This window comes from Rahnella woolbedingensis, assembly GCF_003602095.1.
Lineage (GTDB): Bacteria > Pseudomonadota > Gammaproteobacteria > Enterobacterales > Enterobacteriaceae > Rahnella > Rahnella woolbedingensis.
In genome coordinates this window covers 1-21,715 of sequence record NZ_RAHH01000021.1, presented here as the reverse complement: position 1 = coordinate 21,715, position 21,715 = coordinate 1, and the positions used below count along the sequence as shown (strand labels likewise).

The 21,715-nt window shown below is 55.0% G+C and carries 17 protein-coding genes; 6 read left to right on the top strand and 11 right to left on the bottom strand.

Annotation, left to right across the window (positions count from 1 at the left end; all coding sequences use genetic code 11):
• Positions 1-4: 4 nt before the first annotated feature.
• On the bottom strand, positions 5-6,037 hold the full coding sequence (locus D6C13_RS17140; RefSeq protein ID WP_120133919.1) for an MG2 domain-containing protein: 6,033 nt from the start codon (positions 6,035-6,037) through the stop codon (positions 5-7).
• Between the two features lie 264 nt (positions 6,038-6,301).
• Here D6C13_RS17140 and greB point away from each other — a divergent pair, with 264 nt between their 5' ends.
• From greB to D6C13_RS17110, 6 genes are all read left to right on the top strand, one after another.
• Complete coding sequence (greB, locus tag D6C13_RS17135; RefSeq protein ID WP_120133988.1) at positions 6,302-6,775, top strand: transcription elongation factor GreB; 474 nt, start codon at positions 6,302-6,304, stop codon at positions 6,773-6,775.
• Between the two features lie 110 nt (positions 6,776-6,885).
• Positions 6,886-9,219, top strand: coding sequence for a Tex family protein (locus D6C13_RS17130; protein ID WP_120133918.1), 2,334 nt, complete (start codon positions 6,886-6,888; stop codon positions 9,217-9,219).
• Between the two features lie 414 nt (positions 9,220-9,633).
• Positions 9,634-9,858, top strand: a complete 225-nt coding sequence (feoA, locus tag D6C13_RS17125; protein WP_120133917.1) for a ferrous iron transporter A — start codon at positions 9,634-9,636, stop codon at positions 9,856-9,858.
• Positions 9,859-9,945: 87 nt separating this feature from the next.
• Positions 9,946-12,264 carry a Fe(2+) transporter permease subunit FeoB gene (feoB, locus tag D6C13_RS17120; protein ID WP_120133916.1) on the top strand — a complete coding sequence of 773 codons (2,319 nt, stop codon included), beginning with the start codon at positions 9,946-9,948 and terminating at the stop codon, positions 12,262-12,264.
• 8 nt (positions 12,265-12,272) lie between these two features.
• Positions 12,273-12,509, top strand: a complete 237-nt coding sequence (locus D6C13_RS17115) for a FeoC-like transcriptional regulator (protein WP_120133915.1) — start codon at positions 12,273-12,275, stop codon at positions 12,507-12,509.
• An 83-nt stretch (positions 12,510-12,592) separates the two neighbouring features.
• Positions 12,593-13,513 (top strand): LysR family transcriptional regulator, encoded by a 921-nt coding sequence (locus tag D6C13_RS17110; protein ID WP_120133914.1) that lies wholly within the window; start codon positions 12,593-12,595, stop codon positions 13,511-13,513.
• Here the strand turns inward: D6C13_RS17110 and D6C13_RS17105 are convergent.
• From D6C13_RS17105 to mdcA, 10 genes are all read right to left on the bottom strand, one after another.
• Positions 13,493-13,759, bottom strand: a complete 267-nt coding sequence (locus tag D6C13_RS17105; RefSeq protein ID WP_120133913.1) for a DUF2442 domain-containing protein — start codon at positions 13,757-13,759, stop codon at positions 13,493-13,495. The two genes, D6C13_RS17110 and D6C13_RS17105, sit on opposite strands and share 21 nt — an antisense overlap.
• The gene (locus D6C13_RS17100) at positions 13,743-13,982 is read right to left on the bottom strand and encodes a DUF4160 domain-containing protein (protein WP_120133912.1); all 240 of its coding nucleotides are present in this window, start codon (positions 13,980-13,982) and stop codon (positions 13,743-13,745) included. The genes D6C13_RS17105 and D6C13_RS17100 overlap by 17 nt, the downstream gene beginning before the upstream one ends.
• A 100-nt stretch (positions 13,983-14,082) precedes the next feature.
• Entirely contained in the window at positions 14,083-15,018 is a 936-nt protein-coding gene (gene mdcH, locus D6C13_RS17095) for a malonate decarboxylase subunit epsilon (protein ID WP_120133911.1), read from the bottom strand.
• Positions 15,019-15,045: 27 nt separating this feature from the next.
• Positions 15,046-15,672, bottom strand: a complete 627-nt coding sequence (locus tag D6C13_RS17090) for a malonate decarboxylase holo-ACP synthase (protein ID WP_120133910.1) — start codon at positions 15,670-15,672, stop codon at positions 15,046-15,048.
• A 16-nt stretch (positions 15,673-15,688) separates the two neighbouring features.
• Positions 15,689-16,651: an AEC family transporter gene (locus tag D6C13_RS17085; RefSeq protein ID WP_120133909.1), complete on the bottom strand. Its 963-nt coding sequence runs from the start codon at positions 16,649-16,651 to the stop codon at positions 15,689-15,691.
• Positions 16,652-16,842: 191 nt separating this feature from the next.
• Complete coding sequence (mdcE, locus tag D6C13_RS17080) at positions 16,843-17,658, bottom strand: biotin-independent malonate decarboxylase subunit gamma (protein WP_120133908.1); 816 nt, start codon at positions 17,656-17,658, stop codon at positions 16,843-16,845.
• The gene (locus D6C13_RS17075; protein ID WP_120133907.1) at positions 17,655-18,506 is read right to left on the bottom strand and encodes a biotin-independent malonate decarboxylase subunit beta; all 852 of its coding nucleotides are present in this window, start codon (positions 18,504-18,506) and stop codon (positions 17,655-17,657) included. The genes mdcE and D6C13_RS17075 overlap by 4 nt, the downstream gene beginning before the upstream one ends.
• Positions 18,496-18,798, bottom strand: a complete 303-nt coding sequence (locus D6C13_RS17070; protein ID WP_120133906.1) for a malonate decarboxylase subunit delta — start codon at positions 18,796-18,798, stop codon at positions 18,496-18,498. The genes D6C13_RS17075 and D6C13_RS17070 overlap by 11 nt, the downstream gene beginning before the upstream one ends.
• A gap of 39 nt (positions 18,799-18,837) precedes the next feature.
• Positions 18,838-19,695 (bottom strand): triphosphoribosyl-dephospho-CoA synthase, encoded by an 858-nt coding sequence (locus D6C13_RS17065; RefSeq protein WP_120133905.1) that lies wholly within the window; start codon positions 19,693-19,695, stop codon positions 18,838-18,840.
• A gap of 5 nt (positions 19,696-19,700) precedes the next feature.
• Positions 19,701-21,362: a malonate decarboxylase subunit alpha gene (gene mdcA, locus D6C13_RS17060; RefSeq protein WP_120133904.1), complete on the bottom strand. Its 1,662-nt coding sequence runs from the start codon at positions 21,360-21,362 to the stop codon at positions 19,701-19,703.
• Positions 21,363-21,715: the final 353 nt, after the last annotated feature.

Below are 21,715 nucleotides of genomic sequence, written 5' to 3'. Positions count from 1 at the left end.
TTTGTTATTTTTTAGCCACAGCCGCTTCATCGGCTGGCACGACAACCAGTTTTTTATCACTGACGGAAAGTGCCTGAACGTCGCGGTCGTACATCGCTTCACCGTAAGCAGGCGGGATCACAAAACTGCCGGTGTTGGTGGCTTTTATCTGATACACAAACTCCTGCACATCGGTGCTGGCGCTGCCATAAATCACCACCCGGTCTTCACGAATATCGCTGAAATCCGGCGCCCAGGTAGAACCCGACGCCGCCAGCGGTGACTGCCACGAAGCAGAAGCTTGTGCATCGCTGTTTTCGTCGCTGCTGTCAGATTCCGGTTCCGGTGGCGTTTGCTGAACCACTTCAAATCCGCCCGGCAGCAAATCAACAATCGCCAGATTGCTTTGGCCTTCCGCTGAATTAGCACGGATTTTCAGATGCACATTGATCTTCTGTCCCAGTGTGACCTGCGTGACCGCATTGCCTTTTTCATCCGTATAATCGCGGGTGATCTCCAGACCACGTGAAATCGCTTTCTTCGGCGGGGACAAGTCATAACCGGCCTGCGTCACCACATACCAGGCGGGCGCATCGTTGCCGTTTTCAATGCGAAGTGCCTGCGCATCCGCGGTGAAATTCGCTTTGGCAAACAGCCCCTGAACCTGAGAAATCAGCTGCGGTTCCACATTTTTGGTTTTACTTAACTGCGTGATTTTCAGCGCGTCCGGTGCCTTGGCCTGTGCCGCGACTTCGGCAGAATAACTCTCCAGCGCCAGAATACTCATCGCCGAAGAATACGTCGTGTAACGTTCCTCTTTCAGCGCTTTGACCATATTTTCCAGCACCTGCGGCGGCATGGCGGAGACTTTTTCCGGGAAGTGACGGGTGATCAGATACAGCCGCGTCGCGTCCTGCACCAGCGGATCAAAGTAACTCTGCGTCCACCAGGCTTTGTCATACGCCTTGCTCAGCTGTTTCCACGTCGGCTGCAACAGCGTGTTCGCTTCATCATCCATTTTCAGCAGACGATAAGACGAGGCCAGATACATCGCGCTCAGATCGGTTTTCCAGGTGTCCGGATAACGTTGCTGCAAGGTGTCCTGCACCGAGGCCAGCGAACTGGTGGTGATTTCACCCTGGCGCGTCAGCAGATACACCGCCCAGGCGCGCAGACGAAGCGTATACAAATCATCATTCTGATTCGCAGCCAGTTCACGCAGCGCCGAATTGGCCTCTTCGAGCATACCAGCCGGTAAGGCGACGCCCGCGGCTTTAGCTTCCAGCAGATATTGCACCACATAAGGCGTGACGAACGGATCAGTTTGCGGCGACGAACGCCACAGGCCAATTGCGCCGCTGTCATTCTGACGTGAACGCAGCACCGCCAGCATATCTTTCAGCTGCTTGCTGCTTTGTGCCTGACTCTGCACGCCTTTCATCTCCGGATGAAGCGCGCCGAGGATCAGCGGAACGGAACGGCTGACAATCTGCTCAGAACAGTAATACGGATAGTCCGCCAGATACTGTGACAACCCGCTGGTCAGCACCAGCGGCGAGTTGGAGACCGCCGCAGTCCGCACCGCATAGGCATCAAACATCTGACGCAGATTAGCAACATTCTGGCTGCTGCCGCTCATGCGTCCCATCACCGACTGTGTACGGAATGGCATCGCCGGACGCACCGACGTGCTGATGGTACGGCGGCTGGTTTTATCGGCATATTTTTCATCGACAACCCGGGCTTCAAACACCAGCGGCGCATCGCCCGGCAAGGCTTTGGCGCGCAGGCGGAAGTTGATTACGCCTTCACGTTTTTCGGCCAGCGACAGCTTCTGATCGGCATTGCCCACCACTTCCAGCTGCGGCGGCACACTCAGGTGAATTGCTACCGGAACGCTTTTTCCGTTCAGCCCTTCGAGGTTATTGCTGACCCCGACGCTGACATCAAACTCATCACCCGGTGCCACCATCGACGGCACATTCGGCGTCATGATGAAGTTATCGCGCACGGTCGCAGAAGTCTGCGCCTTACCGATTTTGTCCGGTGTGACTGAAATTGCCATCACGCGGATTTTACCGTTGAAGTAATCCGGCACCTGATAATCAAACTGCTTCTCGCCGTTCACTTCAGTAATGCCTGACCAGTACGCCACCGGTTTATCGCGCTTACGCTTGAACGGATTGACGTTCAGATCCAGCCCTTCACCGGCATCCCCGCCCGGCGCTGCGGCCAGCTGCATCAGCTTGCTGAATTCCGGCAGGATAAGGTCGAGAATTTGCGAGCTTTCCACACCCAGCTCGCGCTTGCGGAAGAAGTATTCCAGCGGATCTTTCAGGCGATAACGTGCCACCTGCAAAATCCCCTCATCGACAGCAAATAGCGCGACCTGCTGCGGACCGTCCGTCATCACCGTCATCGCCAGATTTTCACCCGGTTTTATCACTTCCGGCGCATCAACTTCGAGGTAGTTCTGCCGCGCTTTAGTGCTGATTTTAAACGGCATCACGCCGTAGCTCAGCGGGCTCATGAAGATTTCATTCGAATTCACATCACGCACAAACTGCACGTTGATGTAGCCGTTGCCTTCCATTCCCGCAGGAACGCGGATTTTCTGCACTGAACTGGTGGTATCGGTGTGGAACCACTGCCAGCTGTAAACTTTGTCTTTCTCGATAGTGATCAGCCCGCTGCCGGTATACGGCGCGTTGATGGCCACTTCGATTTCCTCGCCCGGCTGATATTCCGCCTGATTGAGTTTCAGTTTCAGCTCGGCATTTCGGTCCAGTGAACGGCTCAGATTGGCGTTACCGGCCACGGTGTAGCCAATGCGGTTCAGCACGTTGCCTTTTGCATCTTCCACCACCAGCACGAAATCGCCCGGTTTATCCGTCGCCAGCGTCAGGTCATTGCCCTGCGCGGTCAGCGACAGCGGCTGTTCCGACAGCTGCACTTCTTTCATTTTTGACTGGTATTTGTAAACGCCGGAATCCTGTTTGGTCAGCACAGAGATGTATTTCTGCTCGACCAGCGCAACTTTCAGATCCGGTAACGCAATCTTATTCAGCGAAGGATCGACCGCAATCACGTTCAGATGGCGAACAGCGTTGTGGTTGATGTAACCCAAATCGCCGTCGGCTTTCACCCCGATCAGATAGTCATAAGGCGAGACCAGCACCCGCGCCGTCGCAGCCACAGAACGCCCGCCACCGGCCACGAAAGCTTCGGAAAGCAGTTGCAGCTGATAGGTCGCGTCAGCATAAGATTTCAGATCCAGCGGAATATTAGCCGTGCCTTTTTCATCCGTAGTACGGTCTTCCAGCTCTGTTTCAAAACCGTCGCTGTTCTGGCGGTTCTCGTAGAAAGCGTAATCCGGGAACTGATCGAAACTCGGATACATCGGCCGCAGCGTCAGTTTCGACGTCACACGGCGGTCCTGCGCTGGTGTGCCGAACAGGTTCTGCACATCGATATTGGCCTGCAATTCCGACGGTTTCACCCAGCCCTGTTTACGCTCCGGCGTCAGTTGCAGTTTCACCTTCAGCTGATCCGGCTCGAATTCTTTGACGTTGACCGAGGTATGCCCCAGCAAAGTCGAAGACTCGTTATCTTTGCCAATCAGATACAGATAGACGTTCCATTCACCGGTCGGAGAATTATCGTCAGTGGTATAACTCAGCTCATTGAAACCGCTGGCACCGAGCGTCAGCGGAATGGTGCTCATCAGCTTGTCACGCGGGTCATGAATTTCGGCACGCACCGGCACCCCGGCCAGACCGTTACTCCAGTCGGCAGCGCGGGTGATCAGACCGATATTAAAAGTATCGCCCGGACGATAAACACCGCGATCGGAGAACAGATAACTGCTCAGCGTGCGTGGATCGTTCGGCGTGATTTCGCCATCGACATCAAAACGGGAGAAATCGAGACCGCGGTCGTTGTTCCGGTCGGCAGGCAGGAAGGACACATCGCCCTCTTTTTCGACCAGGAACATCACCGGCTGGCGCTCGCTGGTATACACGTCCAGCGCAGGGAAACGCACGTGGCCGTCAGCGCCGGTCATTTGCGTCAGCAACGTCACGCCATTTTTGGCGATGACAGAGACTTTCGCGTTCGCCACCGGCGTGCCGCTGTGAATCGACTGCACGAATACGTCGCGGGTCTTATCCTGCGAACGCTTGGCGATAATCCCCAGATCGGTCACCACCACAAAGCGTGAATCGCCTGCCGGTGCTTCGTCTTCGCTCTGGTAATCGTCCTGGTAGACATTGCCGTCGTCATCCGTTTCCGGTTTCACTTCCTTCTTCTTCGGATCCCATTCCGACAACGTCAGCAGAAACACACCGCGATGTGAAGACGGATCCGTGGAGAGATAACGCGAGAGATCGACGCCCTGATAATTCACTTCACCCGGCTTGTCGTTGTTTACGGCGGTCTGATACTTAAAGTGCTCGGTAAAATACTCGTCATTAAGACGGTTAAATTCTGCCGATGAATACTGGCGGCTTTTGAATGACACAATGTGTTGCAGCTGGCTTGGGATCACCCGTTTGATATCCAGACGCATCCCCGGCACGTTGCGCGCCGCGACGCTGATCTGCTTATCGCCGTTCACCGACAGCAGCGAGCCCTGCGACATAAATTGCAGGGATTTCGGATAATCCGGCACCGCGACGATACGGTAAACTTTTTCCGGCATTTTGTAGCCACCGGAGGAGGTCAGAATGTTGTCGATTTCCACCAGCATGGCGCGGTGCGCCGGTGCATCGAAGCGGAAACTGAATTGTGGCTGATAATCACTTTCGGCCTCGTTCAGCTGAATATTCAGCGGCGTGGACTGCGTGAGGACGTTATTTTCGACGCTGTCGACTTCCCAGCTGGCGTAATCATCCGGGCCTTTGGCTTCGTCCTGATCGTTCGGATTGTGTTGTGGCAGTAACCAGACTTTAACCGCCTGACGGATATCTTTATCTTTGACCGCATCACTGAAGCCGACAATCAGCGCCCGCTGACCTTTCGCGCCGTCGGCATCCACCACCTGCGCGCTGGCTTCGTTAACCATCAGACTGTAAAGCGTGGGCACGGACACCACGCCATTTCTGGCCTGGGTGGTCGGCGCAGAAGGCACGGATGCTTTCACGCCTTCACCGATAGTCACCCGCACGGAACCGCCGTGATCGAGCGACTTCAGCGGTTCTGAATGTACCCAGGCATTGATTTTTTTCTGGTCGTAGACCACGGAATAATTGAGTTTCGACTCGGTTTTCGCTTTCCCTTCAGTCAGACCAAGCGAAATCTGTTTTTCAAAACTGGCGACATCCACCGGCGCGTTGAATTTAACGTTAAAAATCGCGCTGCGTTTTTGCGGGTCCTGCGGATCCTGATAGTACTCGGCCTGCCCCAGCTGATAATCGAACGCCGGTGCGGTGAATTCATAACGGGTTTTCGCCAGCTTGATTTGCGGCGCGAGCAGCACGTCAGGCGTGAAATTCACTTCATATTTCGTGCCCATCGGCAGCGGATTTTTAGGGGTGAACACTAAGGCGTAGCCGCTCACCCATTTCCATTCGCCTTCGGTAGAAGGTTTCAGGGATATCCCTTTTTCGACCACTTTACCCACATCAGTAATCGGCGCGACGGAGTTGCGGAACGTGAAAATCGCCTGCTGAGGCGCAGGTTTTTGCGCGGCATAATTGATGGCTTCCGGACCGCTGATACGCACACTGGTGTCCTGATAAACCATCGGCGCCGGTTCGATTGGCTGCGGCCGGTTAAGCCACCAGTGCCAGCCGTAAAAGCCCGCACCCGCAGCGCACAGCAAAACCAGAATCGCCAGACTGATGGCTTTGGGGTACTTATCGACTCCGCCTTCCAGCCGTGTAAAACCCCGCTTTAGCCCGCCGGACATCGCCGTCCACCAGGCAGGCGCACGCCAGTCGATATTGCCGACGATCGGTTTAACAATGCGCCCCAGCAGACCGAATACAAAGGCCAGCACGCGCAGGAGGCCTTTTATCAAAGTAAAAGGCAGACGAAGTAAGAATTTTAATAAATCCATTTGTACCTGTACCCCAATCCCTATTGACGTAAAAACGCGAGTGATATTTTTATTTAATTCATTATATTACGTGAAATATCTGAAGGTAAAAAAACGTAAGAAACTGCACGGAAGGATAATAGCTCTCTGGCTAAAAAGCCATCATATAAAGCGTAGCAGTGAGTCAGACTTTTCGGTCGATTTGTGCGCTGTCAGGAACGCGATTGTGTGAAACAATGGCGGCAGATTTCTGTGCAGGAAAACAGTGAGAAAGTGACAGGTAATATGAAAACGAAACTGATCACCCGCGAAGGCTATGACAAGCTCAAAACTGAGCTGGATTTCCTGTGGCGCGAGGAGCGCCCGGAAGTGACCAAAAAAGTCACCTGGGCCGCAAGCCTGGGCGACCGCAGCGAAAATGCCGATTACCAGTACAACAAAAAGCGGCTGCGTGAAATCGACCGCCGTATCCGTTATCTGACCAAATGTATGGAACAGCTGCGGATTGTTGATTATTCACCTCAGCAGGACGGCAAAGTGTTCTTTGGCGCGTGGGTGGAAGTCGAAAATGACGACGGCGATATCAAGCGTTTTCGCATCGTCGGTTATGACGAAATTTTTGGCCGTAAAGACTATATTTCTATCGATTCCCCGATGGCGCGCGCCCTGCTGAAAAAAGAAGTCGGCGACAGCCTGATAGTGAGCACGCCGGTTGGCGACGCGACCTGGTACGTCAATGAGATTGACTACGGGAAATGATCAGCTAACTCTCAAAACGCACAGGCAGGCGGCCTGATGACTGGCATTTTTAGTCTTCAAACCGTATAACTGTGCCCTGCTTTTTAAACGAAAGAACTGATACCAGACCTATGAATGATCAACTGAGCCGCATTATCGCAAGTGAATTGCAGGTTCGCCCGGAGCAGGTTGCTTCCGTGGTGCGTCTGCTGGATGAAGGTAATACCGTGCCCTTTATTGCGCGGTATCGTAAGGAAGTCACCGGTGGGTTGGATGATACCCAGCTGCGTCAGTTGGACACCCGTCTGGGTTATTTGCGTGAGCTGGAAGACCGCCGCCAGACTATCCTCAAGTCCATCGAAGAACAGGGCAAGCTGAGCGAAGATCTGGCGAAAGCCATTAATACCACGCTGAGTAAAACCGAGCTGGAAGACCTGTATCTGCCGTTCAAACCTAAGCGCCGCACGCGCGGACAAATCGCTATCGAAGCCGGGCTGGAACCGCTGGCAGATTTGTTGTGGAACGAGCCGCAAAACGAACCTGAAGCAGCCGCCGCGAAGTTTATCGATGCGGATAAAGGCGTCGCAGATACCAAAGCAGCGCTGGATGGCGCGCGCTACATTCTGATGGAGCGTTTCGCAGAAGATGCGGCGCTGCTGGCGAAAGTTCGTGATTACCTGTGGAAAAACGCCCATCTGACCTCCCGCATGGTCGATGGCAAAGAGCAGGAAGGCGCGAAATTCCGCGATTATTTCGATCATCACGAACCGATTTCTCAGGTGCCTTCGCACCGTGCGCTGGCTATGTTCCGCGGCCGCAACGAAGGTGTCTTGCAGCTGGCGCTGAATGCCGATCCGCAGCATGACGAACCGCCGAAAGAAAGCTACGGCGAACAGCTGATCATCGACCATCTGAGTCTGCGCCTGAACAACGCACCCGCTGACGTCTGGCGTCGTGCGGTAGTTAACTGGACATGGCGTATCAAAGTGCTGCTGCATCTCGAAACCGAGCTGATGGGCACCGTGCGCGAACGCGCTGAAGATGAAGCGATCAACGTTTTTGCCCGCAACATGCACGATTTACTGATGGCCGCGCCAGCCGGTATGCGCGCGACCATGGGCCTCGATCCGGGTTTACGTACCGGTGTTAAAGTCGCCGTTGTGGATAACACCGGCAAACTGGTGGGTATCGACACCGTTTATCCCCATACCGGTCAGGCTGCCAAAGCCGCACAGCAGGTTGCCGCGCTGTGCATCAAACATAATGTCGAACTGGTCGCTATCGGTAACGGCACCGCTTCCCGCGAGACTGAGCGTTTCTTTATCGAGCTGCAAAAACAGTTCCCGGCGGTCAAAGCCCAGAAAGTTATCGTCAGCGAAGCCGGTGCGTCGGTGTATTCCGCTTCCGAACTGGCAGCGCTGGAATTCCCGGATCTCGACGTTTCCATTCGCGGTGCCGTATCAATCGCCCGCCGTCTGCAAGATCCACTGGCAGAGCTGGTGAAAATCGATCCGAAATCTATCGGTGTCGGCCAGTACCAGCACGACGTGAGCCAGTCACAGCTGGCAAAAAAACTGGATACCGTGGTGGAAGACTGTGTGAACGCCGTGGGGGTGGATCTCAATACCGCGTCTGTTCCGCTGCTGACCCGCGTGGCCGGTCTGACCCGCATGATGGCGCAGAATATCGTTAACTGGCGCGACGAGAACGGTCAGTTCCGTAACCGCGAACAGCTGCTGAAAGTCAGCCGTCTGGGACCGAAAGCGTTCGAGCAGTGCGCGGGCTTCCTGCGTATCAACCACGGCGACAACCCGCTGGATGCCTCAACGGTTCACCCGGAAACCTATCCGGTGGTCGAACGCATTCTGGCCGCGACGCAGCTGGCGCTGAAAGAGCTGATGGGCGATTCGAATGTGCTGCGCGGCCTGAAAGCCAGCGAATTCACCGACCAGCAGTTCGGCATGCCGACCGTTACCGACATCATCAAAGAGCTGGAAAAACCGGGCCACGATCCGCGTCCTGAGTTCAAAACCGCGACCTTTGCCGATGGTGTGGAAACCATGAACGACCTGATGCCGGGCATGATCCTTGAAGGCTCCGTCACCAACGTCACCAACTTCGGTGCATTCGTCGATATCGGCGTGCATCAGGATGGCCTGGTTCACATCTCATCACTGGCGAACAAATTCGTTGAGGATCCACATACCGTGGTGAAAGCCGGCGATATCGTCAAAGTGAAAGTGATGGAAGTTGATCTGCAACGTAAACGTATCGCGCTGACCATGCGTCTGGATGAGCAACCGGGCGAAGCACCGGCACGCCGTTCCTCCGCACCTGCGGCAGGCGATAACCGCGACAACCAGAAACGTCCTGCGCAAAATAAACCCGCTGGCCGCAATGCCGCACCATCTGGCAATAATGCGATGGCCGATGCCCTGGCCGCTGCGCTCAGCAAAAAACGTTAATTTTCGCGTTTCACGCCATACACGAAAGCCGCTGATATTCAGCGGCTTTTTTTATGTGTCTTTTTTCGACACTTTTTAAACTCAATCCTAATGAATCAATCACTGAGGTAAATCAATAAATCCTCACTGTTGCAGGCATAGGATAGCCATGCGGTGGAGACACCCGTTAAGAGGAACACCTCTTTTATTTTGTCTCCTTACGCGTACTAATTATGATAACTATTCTCGTTTGTACTTCTTTGCGTATTTACTACGCCGTCAGTTTCACACTGACAATTTTGCACCAGGGATAATTTCTGAGCAGTTTGTTCGCAACATAAATCGCTAATCAGTGGACTCACCGGGCAGGGACGCACGGCGCAGCAAGACCCGGACGCCGTCACCCAATAACGCCTGACATCCTCGCGAGGAACTATGCAACTTCAATCGAAACGTGCTTACAAAATTACCGGCTTTTCTCATGAAATCAGTCCGGCCTATCGTCAGAAGCTTCTGTCACTCGGCATGCTTCCGGGATCCTTCTTCAACATCATTCGCGTAGCGCCGATGGGCGATCCGGTGCAGATAGAAACCCGCCGCACCAGTCTGGTCGTGCGCAAAAAAGACCTCGACCTGCTCACACTTGAGATGCTGGCCTGATTTTTTAATGATGATTTAGAAAGACTGTTTAGCGCGGCTCTTTTGAATTTCCCGCGTTTTTCCTTTCTCACACGTAGATCTGAACGTATGAAAGCACTGACTATTGGCCTGATTGGTAATCCAAACTCAGGCAAAACCACCCTTTTCAATCAATTAACGGGGTCCCGACAACGCGTCGGTAACTGGGCTGGCGTCACCGTAGAACGTAAAGAAGGCCAGTTCGCGACGGCAGAACACCAGATTACACTGGTGGATTTACCGGGTACCTACTCGCTGACCACCATTTCCGAGCAAACCTCGCTCGATGAGCAAATCGCCTGTCATTACATTCTGAGCGGCGACGCAGATCTGATGATTAATGTCGTGGATGCCTCAAACCTTGAGCGCAACTTATACCTGACACTGCAACTGCTCGAGCTGGGCGTACCCTGTATTGTGGCGCTGAACATGCTCGACATCGCCAAAATCCAGAACATTAATATTGATATCCCGGCGCTGTCTGCGCGCCTTGGCTGCCCGGTAATCGCTCTGGTTTCTACCCGCGCCAGTGGTATCAAAGAACTGAAAGCGGCCATCGATGAATTGCCGCAAGTGGCAGCGCTGGAACGCGTAAAATATCATCCGGTGCTGCAACAGGAAGTGGAAGTGCTGGCCGCTGAAATGCCGCAGGACATGCCGCTGCAACAGCGTCGCTGGCTGGCTTTGCAAATCCTCGAAGGCGATATTTACAGCCAGACGCATGCAGGCAATGCTCAGACATTATTGCCGCAGGTGAAAGCCCGTCTGGTAGAGCAAAAGCTGGAAGACCCGGCGCTGCTGATCGCCGATGCGCGCTATCAGAGCATTGCGTCACTGTGCGCAGACGTCAGTAATTCGCACCTCACCGCACCAAACAAGCTGACGCAGGTGCTGGACCGCGTGATCCTCAACCGTTTCCTCGGCGTGCCGATTTTCCTGCTGGTGATGTACCTGATGTTCGTGCTGGCAATTAACATCGGCGGCGCGCTGCAACCGATTTTCGACATCGGCTCGGCGGCAATTTTCATTCAGGGTATGCAATGGGTGGGTTTCACCTTGCACTTCCCGCAGTGGCTGACCATTTTCCTCGCCCAGGGCGTGGGAGGCGGTATCAATACCGTTCTGCCGCTGGTGCCGCAAATCGGCATGATGTATCTGTTCCTTTCCTTCCTTGAAGACTCCGGTTACATGGCCCGCGCGGCCTTTGTGATGGACAGGCTTATGCAGTCGCTCGGTCTGCCGGGGAAATCCTTCGTACCGCTGATTGTCGGTTTCGGCTGTAACGTGCCGTCCATTATGGGTGCCCGCACGCTGGATGCGCCGCGCGAACGTCTGATCACTGTAATGATGGCGCCGTTTATGTCCTGTGGTGCGCGGCTGGCGATTTTCGCCGTCTTCTCTGCGGCCTTCTTCGGGCAGGATGGCGCGTCGGTGGTGTTCTCGCTGTATCTGCTGGGCATTGTCGTCGCCATCCTCACCGGCCTGCTGCTCAAATACACCATCATGCGCGGGGAAGCCTCGCCGTTCGTGATGGAACTGCCGGTATACCACGTTCCGCATCTGAAAAGTCTGTTGCTGCAAACCTGGCAGCGTCTGAAAGGCTTCGTGCTGCGTGCCGGTAAAGTCATTGTGATCGCGAGTATTTTTATCGGCGCACTGAACAGCTTCTCTTTCAGCGGTCAGGCGGTGGATAACATCAATGATTCCGCGCTGGCTTCGGTCAGTAAAGTGCTGACGCCGGTGCTGGCACCGATGGGCGTACACGCCGATAACTGGCAGGCGACGGTCGGTCTGGTGACCGGCGCGATGGCGAAAGAAGTGGTGGTCGGTACGCTCAATACGTTGTACACCGCAGAACACATTCACAATGAAGAATTCGACGCTGCAAACTTCCATCTGCTCGATGAACTGAGTGGTGCCGTGAACGAAACCTGGCAAGGCCTGAAAGATACCTTCAGCGTCAGCGTGCTTTCTAACCCGATCGAAGCCAGCAAAGGCGACGGCGAAATGGGCGTCAGTTCAATGGGCGTGATGAGCACGAAATTCGGTACCGCCATTTCCGCTTACAGCTACCTGATTTTCGTGCTGCTGTACGTCCCTTGTGTGTCGGTTATGGGGGCGATTGCCCGTGAAACCAGCCGCAGCTGGATGACGTTCTCTATCTTCTGGGGACTGAATGTGGCGTATTCTCTGGCGACCCTGTTCTACCAGGTAGCCACTTTTAGCAGCCATCCGGCGTACAGTGCAGGCGTTATCCTTATCGTGCTGCTGTTCAATGCCATCGTACTCACCTGCCTGCGCAAAGCCCGCAGCCGTGTCAGCCTGCATTTAAAGCCACGTAATATTGCGGCCTGTTGCGAACCGGCGACCGGCAGCGACTGCCACTAGGAGCCAAGATGACTACGCTGATTCAGGTTCGCGACTCTCTCGCGCTGGCCGGCCGGGCGGATGCCCGCCAGCTCAGCCTGCAGCTGAATGCACCGCAGCCGCTGGTGCAGGCCATGCTGGAGCGGCTGGTGGCGATGCGCAAAGCGGAAACGGTAGAAGCGGATGACAGCTGTCTGAGCGGCAGCTGTAAAAGTTGTGCCGAGGGCAAGAAATGCCTGACGGTCTCCTATACTCTCATCAGCTAACCCCCTTACTGAATAGTCGCGCTGCGGCTATTCAGTTATCATCGACAGGTCGCAACGGCCATCAATGCGCCGCAGGAGCCTGCATGATCGACAGTGAAATCACCTTCCGTAAACTCGAAATTTTCCTCGCTTATATGGAAAAGCAAAATATCACCCGCGCAGCCGAGCAACTTGGTCTGAGCAGCGTGAGCGTGCATCGCGCCCTGCATTCGCTTGAGGAAGGTTTGCGCTGTCCGTTGTTTATTCATCGCGGCCGCAATCTTCTGCCGTTGCCTGCGGCCGAAGCGTTGCTGGAACATGCCACGCAGGTGATTGAGCAAATGGAACACGGGATCCAGGCAACGCAGCGCGCCGCCGGTTTTGGGGATAAGCGTCTGAAAGTCGGCACCTTATATTCGCTGACGCTGGAAACCATTCCGCGCCTGATCATGGGGCTGAAACTGCGCCGTCCGGAGCTGGAACTGGAACTGGTAATGGGCTCTAACAGTGATTTGCTGCACAAGCTGGAAGACGGTCAGCTGGATGCCATCCTGATTTCGACCAGTGATTCGAGCGTGGATGCACAGCGCTACGATCAGCTGCCGCTGTTTCAGGATGATATTTTTCTTGCCGCCCCCGCCAGTGCAGAGCTGGCCTGCGAAGGAACGGCGGATTTACGCGATTTTAAAAAGAAGAAATTCGTTTCACTGGCAGAAGGGTTTGCGACTTACCACGGATTTCAGGAAGCCTTTCAGATCGCCGGTTTTGAGCCGGACATTGTCACGCGGGTAAATGACATTTTTTCGATGCTGAGTCTGGTACAGGCGGGCGTCGGATACACACTCATTCCCGGCAGGATGAAAGGTGTGTATGAAAATACGGTGAAACTTCTGCCGCTGGCCGAAGCCTACCAGATGCGCCAGACCATTTCGCTGGTCTTCCCGCACAGCCGCGAGCACGATCCAAATCTCCTCGCCCTCGCCGCTGAAAGCAGGATGTACGCGCTAGCGAGCAGAAAGCGCTGACACATTCGCATGGGTGGCCGGTTTAGCAATCGGCTTTCCCATCATTAAACCCTCAATAGAAATATCTTCATCCAGAGCATCCCAATGCAGACCATAAGCACTGGCTTCATAATCCTGCCGCTGCGCGGGTGTTGCATTCAGCAAGGCCGGGAACTGTTTCAGCGGTGCTGACAGGACTTGCCCGTCTTCAAGAGTGACCCACATCGTACTCTCATCGAACCGAACACTTTTAGGCGAAATATTCATTCCATGCTCCTTGAAAGATTGTCTGATAAACGTTTGTTAGCGTTACGATTTCCCTGACTTCTCTGGAAGAAAAACCCGTCTGACGACACATTGCAACAGGTACAAGCCAAAGCTTGGCTTCTTTCTGACCAGATCTTACATGAATATGATGAGGTTCAGACGGGTTTCCGTCATTGGAATAAAAGAAAAAACGATAATTTTTAAAGCGCAGAATAACTGGCATGTAGGTGACTTCCCTGTGTTAACGGTTTGGTAAAAACAAAAAACCTTTCACTCTGGAAAGGTTTTTATTCCGCAGTAACACCAACCTATCACGCCTTTACTCAGCGTTCGTTTTCCCTTAACCGCGCTGCGAGACGTCCCGCAACTTGCATACCTGACTGGCATAATGAGAGCGCTTCGCCCTGCTCCATCGCGCGTCGGGTCAGGCCGGTCAGCACTGAACCGGGTGGCATTTCAATCGCCAGGCGCACATCGCGCTCATACGCCGCGACCATGGCATCACGCCAGTTGACGGTGCGCGCCATATTCATCGCCAGATCGTCGGCAATTTTTTCCGGCTGCCAGTACACGCGCCCTGTCGTGCCGCTGAGATAACCGCAGGTCGGGCGGGAAATGCGAATTTGTTTAAATGCCCCGACCAGCTTAGCCGCGGGCGCATCCAGTAACGCGCAATGTGACGGCACGCTGACCGCCAGCTGATGCGTTTTCTGCGCACCCAGCCCTTTGGCAAGCTGCATCACCTGATGCATTGCCGCGTCGCTGCCGGCAATCACCAACTGGTCTTCGGCGTTGATATTGGCGAGATACACCGGCGATTCAGCGCTGTTAACCTGCGCAACCAGTTCTTCCACCTGATTCTGGCGCAGACCGGTTATCGCTGAAAGGCCAAAGCCCTGCGGATAAGCCTGTTGCATCAGTTCACCGCGCAGGGCGACCAGACGCACGGCATCATCAAAGTCGAGCGCTCCGGCAATCACTGCGGCGGGAAACGCACCAATCGACAGTCCGCTGCAAAAATCGGTTTCGATACCTTCGGCCTGACACTGTTTTGCCCAGACAACACCGGCAATCAGCAGACACAGTTGTACGGCACGGGTAGAACGCAACGCACCGGCGGTATCAAGCAGCAGAACATCTTCACCCAGTGCGAGGCTGGCCTGTTCGATGAGGGAATGTGTGAGCGGATTATCCGGAAGACGATGCAGCATTTGCGGCACCTGCGGGCCCTGTCCGGGGAAGGTAAATAGGATTTTCATCGTGCTCCTTGCTTCTTTTGGCCGGGTTCAGTCTGCCGGCAATCGCCACGGGTCACGCACCAGTTGCGGGCCGGACGACGTTTTCAGCATGACGTCGCCACCACGCAACCACTCGCTGAGCGCAAATCCGCCGTGTGGCGTGTTGATTTGTACATCGGCGCGGCAGGGCAACCGCTGAAGCTGGTCGTAAAAATCAGAGAACAGGGAAGGGTCGGCCAGCGTGTCGCAGCGCACCAGCAAATCGAGATCGCTGTCCGCATGCATAACCGGGAGGTCACTGGCCAGCGCGTAGGCACAGCTGCCCGTCACACCCCATGGAAAAGGCAGTTGCAGGCTGCACAACGTGATCAGCGCCTGTACCGGTTGTTGTGAAACAAACGGCGAATGCAGCAGCGTATTGACGTCGCTGACCAGAGATTCCGGTGTGACGACCCGCACCACCGCCGCCGGATCAATCCAGGCGGCGGCACGCTGAATGCGGATCATCCCACGAATACCCACAGGGATTGCGCCATCCGCACGCTTGTCGCGACGCACTACCAGCGGCAGCGATGTGCGCCAGCCGGTGTTTACCCACGCGGGTAAAGTGTCGTCGCTTTGCAGCGCTGAACGGTCGCTTATCCAGACAAAATCATGGGCTCGCGGGTCACACATATTCAAACCTTTCTGATTAGTGCAAAGCAGCCGTCAGGGAGATAAACAGCGGCAATGTCACGATACATAGTACGGAACTGATCAGCAGTGAAGCCTCAGCATCCGGAGACTGAACCCCGAAACGGTTACCGAACACGATACCGAAGAAGCCGGCAGACAACGCAATCATCAGGATAGCCGTGACCGCAATCTGGCCGCTCAGACCAAACGCCAGAACCAGACCCCAGGCAATAAATGGCTGGATCAGGTTTTTCGCCACACAGGATAACAGCACAGGACCGTTAATTTTCAGTTTACGGGCTGACAGAATAACACCGGTCAGGAACAGCGCTGAAGCGGTCGCTGACAGGCCCAGAGGCTTAATCGATGCCAGGAAAATTTCCGGCATTTTAATGCCGATTGCGGAGAAGATAACACCCAGCAACGGTGCCCAGACAATCGGTTTTTTCACGGAACGCCACATCAGAACCGGCAGCAATGCCAGGGAAGAACCTTGTTTTTCACCGCTCAGACGCGCTTTCTCACGTTCCAGAATCATCAGGCAGAACGGCGTCATCAGCACGGAACCGCAGGCGATAGAAACCGCAACGGACAGTGAGGTTGACGGCGCATCGCCCATTACGCTGCTCAGAATAGGCAAGCCCAGAGCAGCATAGTTTGGCAGTGCCACAGTCAGCGTCAGAACAGCAGCATCCTGCGGTGATTTTTTAAAGACTTTGGTGCAAATAAAATAGATCGCCGCGTACATGATCCACATGGCCAGAACCAGCACCAGAATTAACGGTGATTGTTCAACAATCCCGGACCACGGCGTTTGTACGGTCGCTGCAAACAGCGCAGCGGGTAAAGCAAAATCCATCACGAAAATATTCAGTAAAGAGACATTCTGGTTATCCACCATTTTCGCTTTCCCGGCATAAAAACCGAGGATCATGATGACGAAAATAGGGGCAAGCGCGTGCAATATTACGTAAGTCATAGCGTTTTTCCTGAGGCAAAAAAATGAATGCTCAGTCGGCGCCGGTGCGATGGTTTTTTTAGTATGACAGTCCAGTTGCAGACAACAGCAGGTTACCGTCCTGATAACATGTCAGGGCGGTAACCCGCAATGCGGCTGCGTCACGCTGTTTGCAGGTGCGTTACCGGTTGAGACTGAAAGTTTTTAACGAATTACCATTCCTGACGCATCAGCTGGCGAACGCGCTGCGAACTTGCGCGGTTTTCTGCACCCAGACGCTTGCTGAGGCTAACGCCTTCTTTGCGTGCGTCCTGAATGTTTTGCCAGACAGCGTTTTGTACGCTGGTGATGTCGTCGGGTGTTGCGCTGTCCGGATCAGTGATGTCGAGCAGTTGCGACAGCAGCCCCAGAGTGGCGTAGTTTTCGATGTCATAAGCCATCGGTGGAATGGTCGCTGCCAGTTTTTCCAGCGCGTCCACGGAGCGTAAAGTGATGCGCGCGGCGGATTCTTTCCCCATCGCGTGGATCATGACGCCGTTGTTTTTGAAGGCGATCAGCTTGTTAGCCTGATAACCGTGCGCCAGAAACGCACCGGACATCGCTTTGCCGACAATCAGCCCGACCACCGGATGCCCGGCCAGACGCGCTTTGGCGTAAGCGCCTGCGGCACCGGCCAGCGCCTGATGAATGCCGAATGCTTCTTCGCGGCGGCCATAAGCCTGACTTGGCACATCAATCACCGCCACGATGGCGCGCTTGGTGCTGGCGTTGGCGTCAGCATCAATCACATCGTTGACCACTTTTGCCAGATTCCAGCCTTCGAGCAGGCCGACTTCGCCGCCCGCAGCACGCGGATACTGATTATTTTTGTCCGGCACCACGGTGATGAAACGCACAGGCTGGTCATTCATTTTGCCGTCTGCCGCTTTCACGGAAGGGCAAAGACCGGTTACCGGTGTGGCATCTTGGGTCAGTTGTGCGAACCAGTAATCACCCCGGCTGGCTGCATTGTTTGCTACGTTGCTCATGCGCGATCCTCCCGGTTAAACAGGGTTTCCGTGACTTTACGGCTGGCCTGCTGCGCAGTGTCAAAACCGGTCAGTTTTGGCAGGTAATAATCATAGTTATCAGAACGATGTGTTGCAGGGACGCCCGCCTTAATAAAGGCCAGCACGCTGTCTTTTACCTCAGCGAGGGAATCTTTCACCAGCGCATCGACAAAACCGCTGTGATAACGCACTTCGCCACCGGTCATGCTCCAGATAAACGGACGGTCGCGGGAATCGTATTCATCGATACCGGCTTCCTGTTCGATAACCTGCGGGCCGTTCAGACCGAGACGGGCTTCGCGGGTCACAATCAGATAGCTGCACAGCGCGGCGGCAATCGACATCCCGCCAAAGCAACCGACGGTACCGGCAACCACGCCGATCACCGGCGTATAGCGGCGTAAATCAACAATCGCAGCGTGAATATCAGCGATCGCGGCAAGACCCAGATTGGCTTCCTGCAAACGCACCCCGCCGGTTTCGAGCAGCAAAACAGCCTGCGTCGGGATGCCGTTGCGGTTATCTTCTGCGGCCAGTTCCAGCGCAGCGGCCATTTTGGCTCCGGACACTTCGCCCATGCTGCCGCCCTGGAAGCCGCCTTCAATCGCGACGACCACTGCAGGCTGACCGTTAATCTGGCCTTTTGCGACCACCATGCCGTCATCGGCCTGTGGCACGATGCCCTGCGGTTCCAGCCACGGAGACTGAATGCGCTCAAACGGCCCGAGCAGTTCGCGGAAGGTTCCGGCGTCCAGCAATTTGCGGGCGCGCTGACGGGCGCTCAGTTCGATAAAGCTCTGATCCTGAACGGAAGTATCAGTTGGCATGTTCAGCCTCCTCAAAGACCTGTTCGATACGCAGGCGGGCAACCCCTGGAGTGGCGCCAAAATCATTAATGTCGAGACGGCCTGCCGGTAATTCGCGCAGTGCATTCAGGCGGTTGAAAAAGTTCTGCCATAAGGTGTGGCTGCCGTCGACGGATGTGGTGACGATAATTTTCAGCGCAGTGGCTGTATCGGGTTCATACAGCGCTTCTAAATCGCCGGAACCTACCACGCCTGCTTCGGCGCGGCCTGCCAGCGGTTTTGCCGCCGGGTAGTTAAATTCAAAACGTTCCATAACACCTCTTTGTACTGATGTTAGTTAATTCGTATCGGTTCAGACCACGCTCACGCGGTCGAGGAACAGCGTCGCGGCCAGTAAATCAGCGGCACCGCCGGGCGATGTGTTGTCCGCCAGCATCCGGTGTTCGAGATGACGTAACAGTTGTTTACCCGCCATCGTGCTCACCCCACCGGCTTGCAGCACCGCCCGCGCGCCCTGATGCATGGCTTCCAGCGCCGGCAAACCACCGCGTGACAACACACAGGTATCCGCCAGTGTGGTCATCACCGCCAGTAAGGCATCGACCTGCGATTCGCTTTCGCTCGCGCCGCGTGTGCGGCTGTGATGAAGCTGCGGCAGTGCGCGGTCGATAATGTGCGGGAAACCACTCTGTGCTTCTTCACGGGCACCCGGCACCTGATAACGCTGCACGGCGTGCGAACCTTTACTGAATTTTTTCGGGCTGAAAGCGTCGGGTAACGCCGCAATTTTCGCGGCGCGCTGCGCAATACTCACTGGCAGTAAACGTTCCGGCTGCATGGCGACGGCGCTGACCAGCAGCCCCATTGCCCAGATAGCACCCCGGTGAGTATTCACTCCGCCGGTTTCGGCCATCATTTGTGCTTCACCTGCACGACCTAAACGACCCACTTCCTGACGCAGGGCGATATCCGCCGGGCGCTGCCAGCAGTGTAACGCCAGCAGATAGAATGTGGATGTCAGGCTGCGTGCCGAACGCACCATCAGATCCAACGTTAAATCCTGATGGGCACCAGAACTCCGGCTGTCTACCAGCCCTGGTTTCGGGCTAAGCCGCGCTTCGTCGATCAGCGCCTGCGTCGCCGTTTCTGCCAGCCTTTCGGCCAGTTCTTGTGCTGTGAGTACAGCGCCAATCGTTAAAGTCTGCGGCATCGTCATTACCAGCTACGGAATTTAGCAGGCGGGTTATACAAACCGCCGGACCAGTCAACCAGTTCGCTCACGCTGCCTGCCGCCAGTAAAGAACGGGTGGCGTCGGTGCGGCGAATGCCCATGTCTTCCGGGAAGACCACCAGTTCCTGACGGCGCAGGTCGGCAACGCGTTTGGCGTCAACACCCAGACCGATGTCAGTGATACCGGCCACCGCAGCAACCATCGCGCGGCGTTCTTCCAGAGAGCGGGCGCGGTGCAGATAAGCGATCCCCTCTTCGGTCAGCACGTGCGTCACGTCGTCGCCGTAAATCATCACCGGTGCCAGCGGCATACCGGATTCTTTACCCACATCGACGGCTTCGAGTTTCTCGACGAACGTTGGCTTGCCACCGGCCTGGAAGGTTTCCACCATCTGTACGACCAGTTTTTTACCGCGTGCCATCGGATCCGGCTCTTCGATCATGTCGAGCCAGGCTGGCGTGGAGTGACGGCGACCGTGCGGGTCATGACCCATGTTTGGTGCGCCACCGAAACCGGCCAGACGACCACGAGTCACGGTAGAAGAGTTCGCCAGGCCATCGACCTGCAGCGTGGACCCGATGAACATATCCACCGCGTACTGGCCTGCCAGCTGGCAGAACGCACGGTTGGAACGCATGGAACCGTCGGAACCGGTGAAGAACACGTCCGGACGGGCACGGATATACTCTTCCATCCCCAGTTCGCCGCCGAAGCAGTGAACGGTTTCCACCCAGCCGCTTTCGATAGCAGGGATCAGCGTCGGATGCGGGTTCAGTGTCCAGTGTTTACAGATTTTGCCGCGCAGGCCGAGCTGTTCGCCGTAAGTCGGCAGTAGTAGTTCGATAGCCGCGGTGTTAAAACCGATACCGTGGTTGAGCGACTGCACGTTGTGTTTAGCGTAGATGCCTTTAATCGCCATCATCGCCATCAGTACGTGAACCGGTTTAATCAGACGCGGGTCGCGGGTGAACAGCGGTTCAATGAAGAACGGCTTGTCGGCGACCACCACGAAATCAATCCAGTCGCCCGGAATATCCACGCGCGGCAGGTCGGTGTCTTCTTCAACCAGTTCATTAACCTGCGCAATCACGATGCCGTTTTTAAAGGCAGCCGCTTCGACCAGCGCTGGCGTGTCTTCGGTGCTTGCGCCGGTATACAAGTTACCTTTGCGGTCCGCTTTGAAGCCGGCAATCAGTGCGATGTTTGGCACCAGATCGACATATAGACGGGAATAGAGCTCGATGTACGTGTGGATCGCACCGATTTCCATCTGGCCATCTTCCAGCAGTTGCGCGATACGCAGGCTTTGCGGGCCGGAGAAAGCGAAATCAAGCTTGCGGGCAATGCCGCGTTCGAAGAGATCCAGATGTTCAGCACGGCTGACGCTCGGCATGATCATATGTAAATCATGCAGCTTCTCAGGGTTCACTTTTGCCAGCGAACGGGAAAGGAAGTCAGCTTGTTTTTGGTTGTTACCCTCCATCACCACGCGGTCGCCGGAGGCAATCAGCGTTTCGAGGATAGGAATAATTTTGTCGGTGGGTAAGACTTTACCCTCGGCCACGGAACGGACACTGTCGATACGCCGTTGTTTTTCGTTGCGGCGGGTGTCCCACACTTTCGTGGTCTGCGGATGTTGCGGCATGCCAAACCTCCCTGGGTTGAGCTTGCTGAAGTTTTCCCGGCGTGATGAAACAAAGAGGCGTTGGGAAGTTCAGTCAAGTGGCGGTTGCATCACAATTGACCTGTTTAATTAGCCTGTTAAGTGTAGGAAGTGGTGGGATAATCATCAATTAAGGGCACTGACACTTCGTTACTCTGAGAGTAACGATTGAGGGGAATTCTTTTAAAACAGTTTGATACAGAACAAGGAATGAGAGGAACGACGCAAAAAATGGTGTAAAAAAGGAATGCGCCAGCATAATGCTGGTCACTTAAGGTGACCAGCATTGTTTTTTAAAGGATATTTCGACCTTTTTTCTCTCACTTCCCTTGCAT

Excerpts from the sequence above, each read along its gene's own strand:
- D6C13_RS17110 (WP_120133914.1), top strand. The coding sequence starts at position 12,593 with ATGATCGACAGTGAAATCACCTTCCGTAAACTCGAAATTTTCCTCGCT.
- D6C13_RS17140 (WP_120133919.1), bottom strand. The coding sequence starts at position 6,037 with ATGGATTTATTAAAATTCTTACTTCGTCTGCCTTTTACTTTGATAAAA.
- D6C13_RS17105 (WP_120133913.1), bottom strand. The coding sequence starts at position 13,759 with ATGAATATTTCGCCTAAAAGTGTTCGGTTCGATGAGAGTACGATGTGG.
- feoB (WP_120133916.1), top strand. The coding sequence starts at position 9,946 with ATGAAAGCACTGACTATTGGCCTGATTGGTAATCCAAACTCAGGCAAA.
- mdcE (WP_120133908.1), bottom strand. The coding sequence starts at position 17,658 with ATGAGCAACGTAGCAAACAATGCAGCCAGCCGGGGTGATTACTGGTTC.
- D6C13_RS17090 (WP_120133910.1), bottom strand. The coding sequence starts at position 15,672 with ATGTGTGACCCGCGAGCCCATGATTTTGTCTGGATAAGCGACCGTTCA.
- D6C13_RS17100 (WP_120133912.1), bottom strand. The coding sequence starts at position 13,982 with ATGCCAGTTATTCTGCGCTTTAAAAATTATCGTTTTTTCTTTTATTCC.
- greB (WP_120133988.1), top strand. The coding sequence starts at position 6,302 with ATGAAAACGAAACTGATCACCCGCGAAGGCTATGACAAGCTCAAAACT.
- feoA (WP_120133917.1), top strand. The coding sequence starts at position 9,634 with ATGCAACTTCAATCGAAACGTGCTTACAAAATTACCGGCTTTTCTCAT.
- mdcA (WP_120133904.1), bottom strand. The coding sequence starts at position 21,362 with ATGCCGCAACATCCGCAGACCACGAAAGTGTGGGACACCCGCCGCAAC.
- D6C13_RS17115 (WP_120133915.1), top strand. The coding sequence starts at position 12,273 with ATGACTACGCTGATTCAGGTTCGCGACTCTCTCGCGCTGGCCGGCCGG.
- D6C13_RS17070 (WP_120133906.1), bottom strand. The coding sequence starts at position 18,798 with ATGGAACGTTTTGAATTTAACTACCCGGCGGCAAAACCGCTGGCAGGC.
- D6C13_RS17085 (WP_120133909.1), bottom strand. The coding sequence starts at position 16,651 with ATGACTTACGTAATATTGCACGCGCTTGCCCCTATTTTCGTCATCATG.
- D6C13_RS17130 (WP_120133918.1), top strand. The coding sequence starts at position 6,886 with ATGAATGATCAACTGAGCCGCATTATCGCAAGTGAATTGCAGGTTCGC.
- mdcH (WP_120133911.1), bottom strand. The coding sequence starts at position 15,018 with ATGAAAATCCTATTTACCTTCCCCGGACAGGGCCCGCAGGTGCCGCAA.
- D6C13_RS17065 (WP_120133905.1), bottom strand. The coding sequence starts at position 19,695 with ATGCCGCAGACTTTAACGATTGGCGCTGTACTCACAGCACAAGAACTG.
- D6C13_RS17075 (WP_120133907.1), bottom strand. The coding sequence starts at position 18,506 with ATGCCAACTGATACTTCCGTTCAGGATCAGAGCTTTATCGAACTGAGC.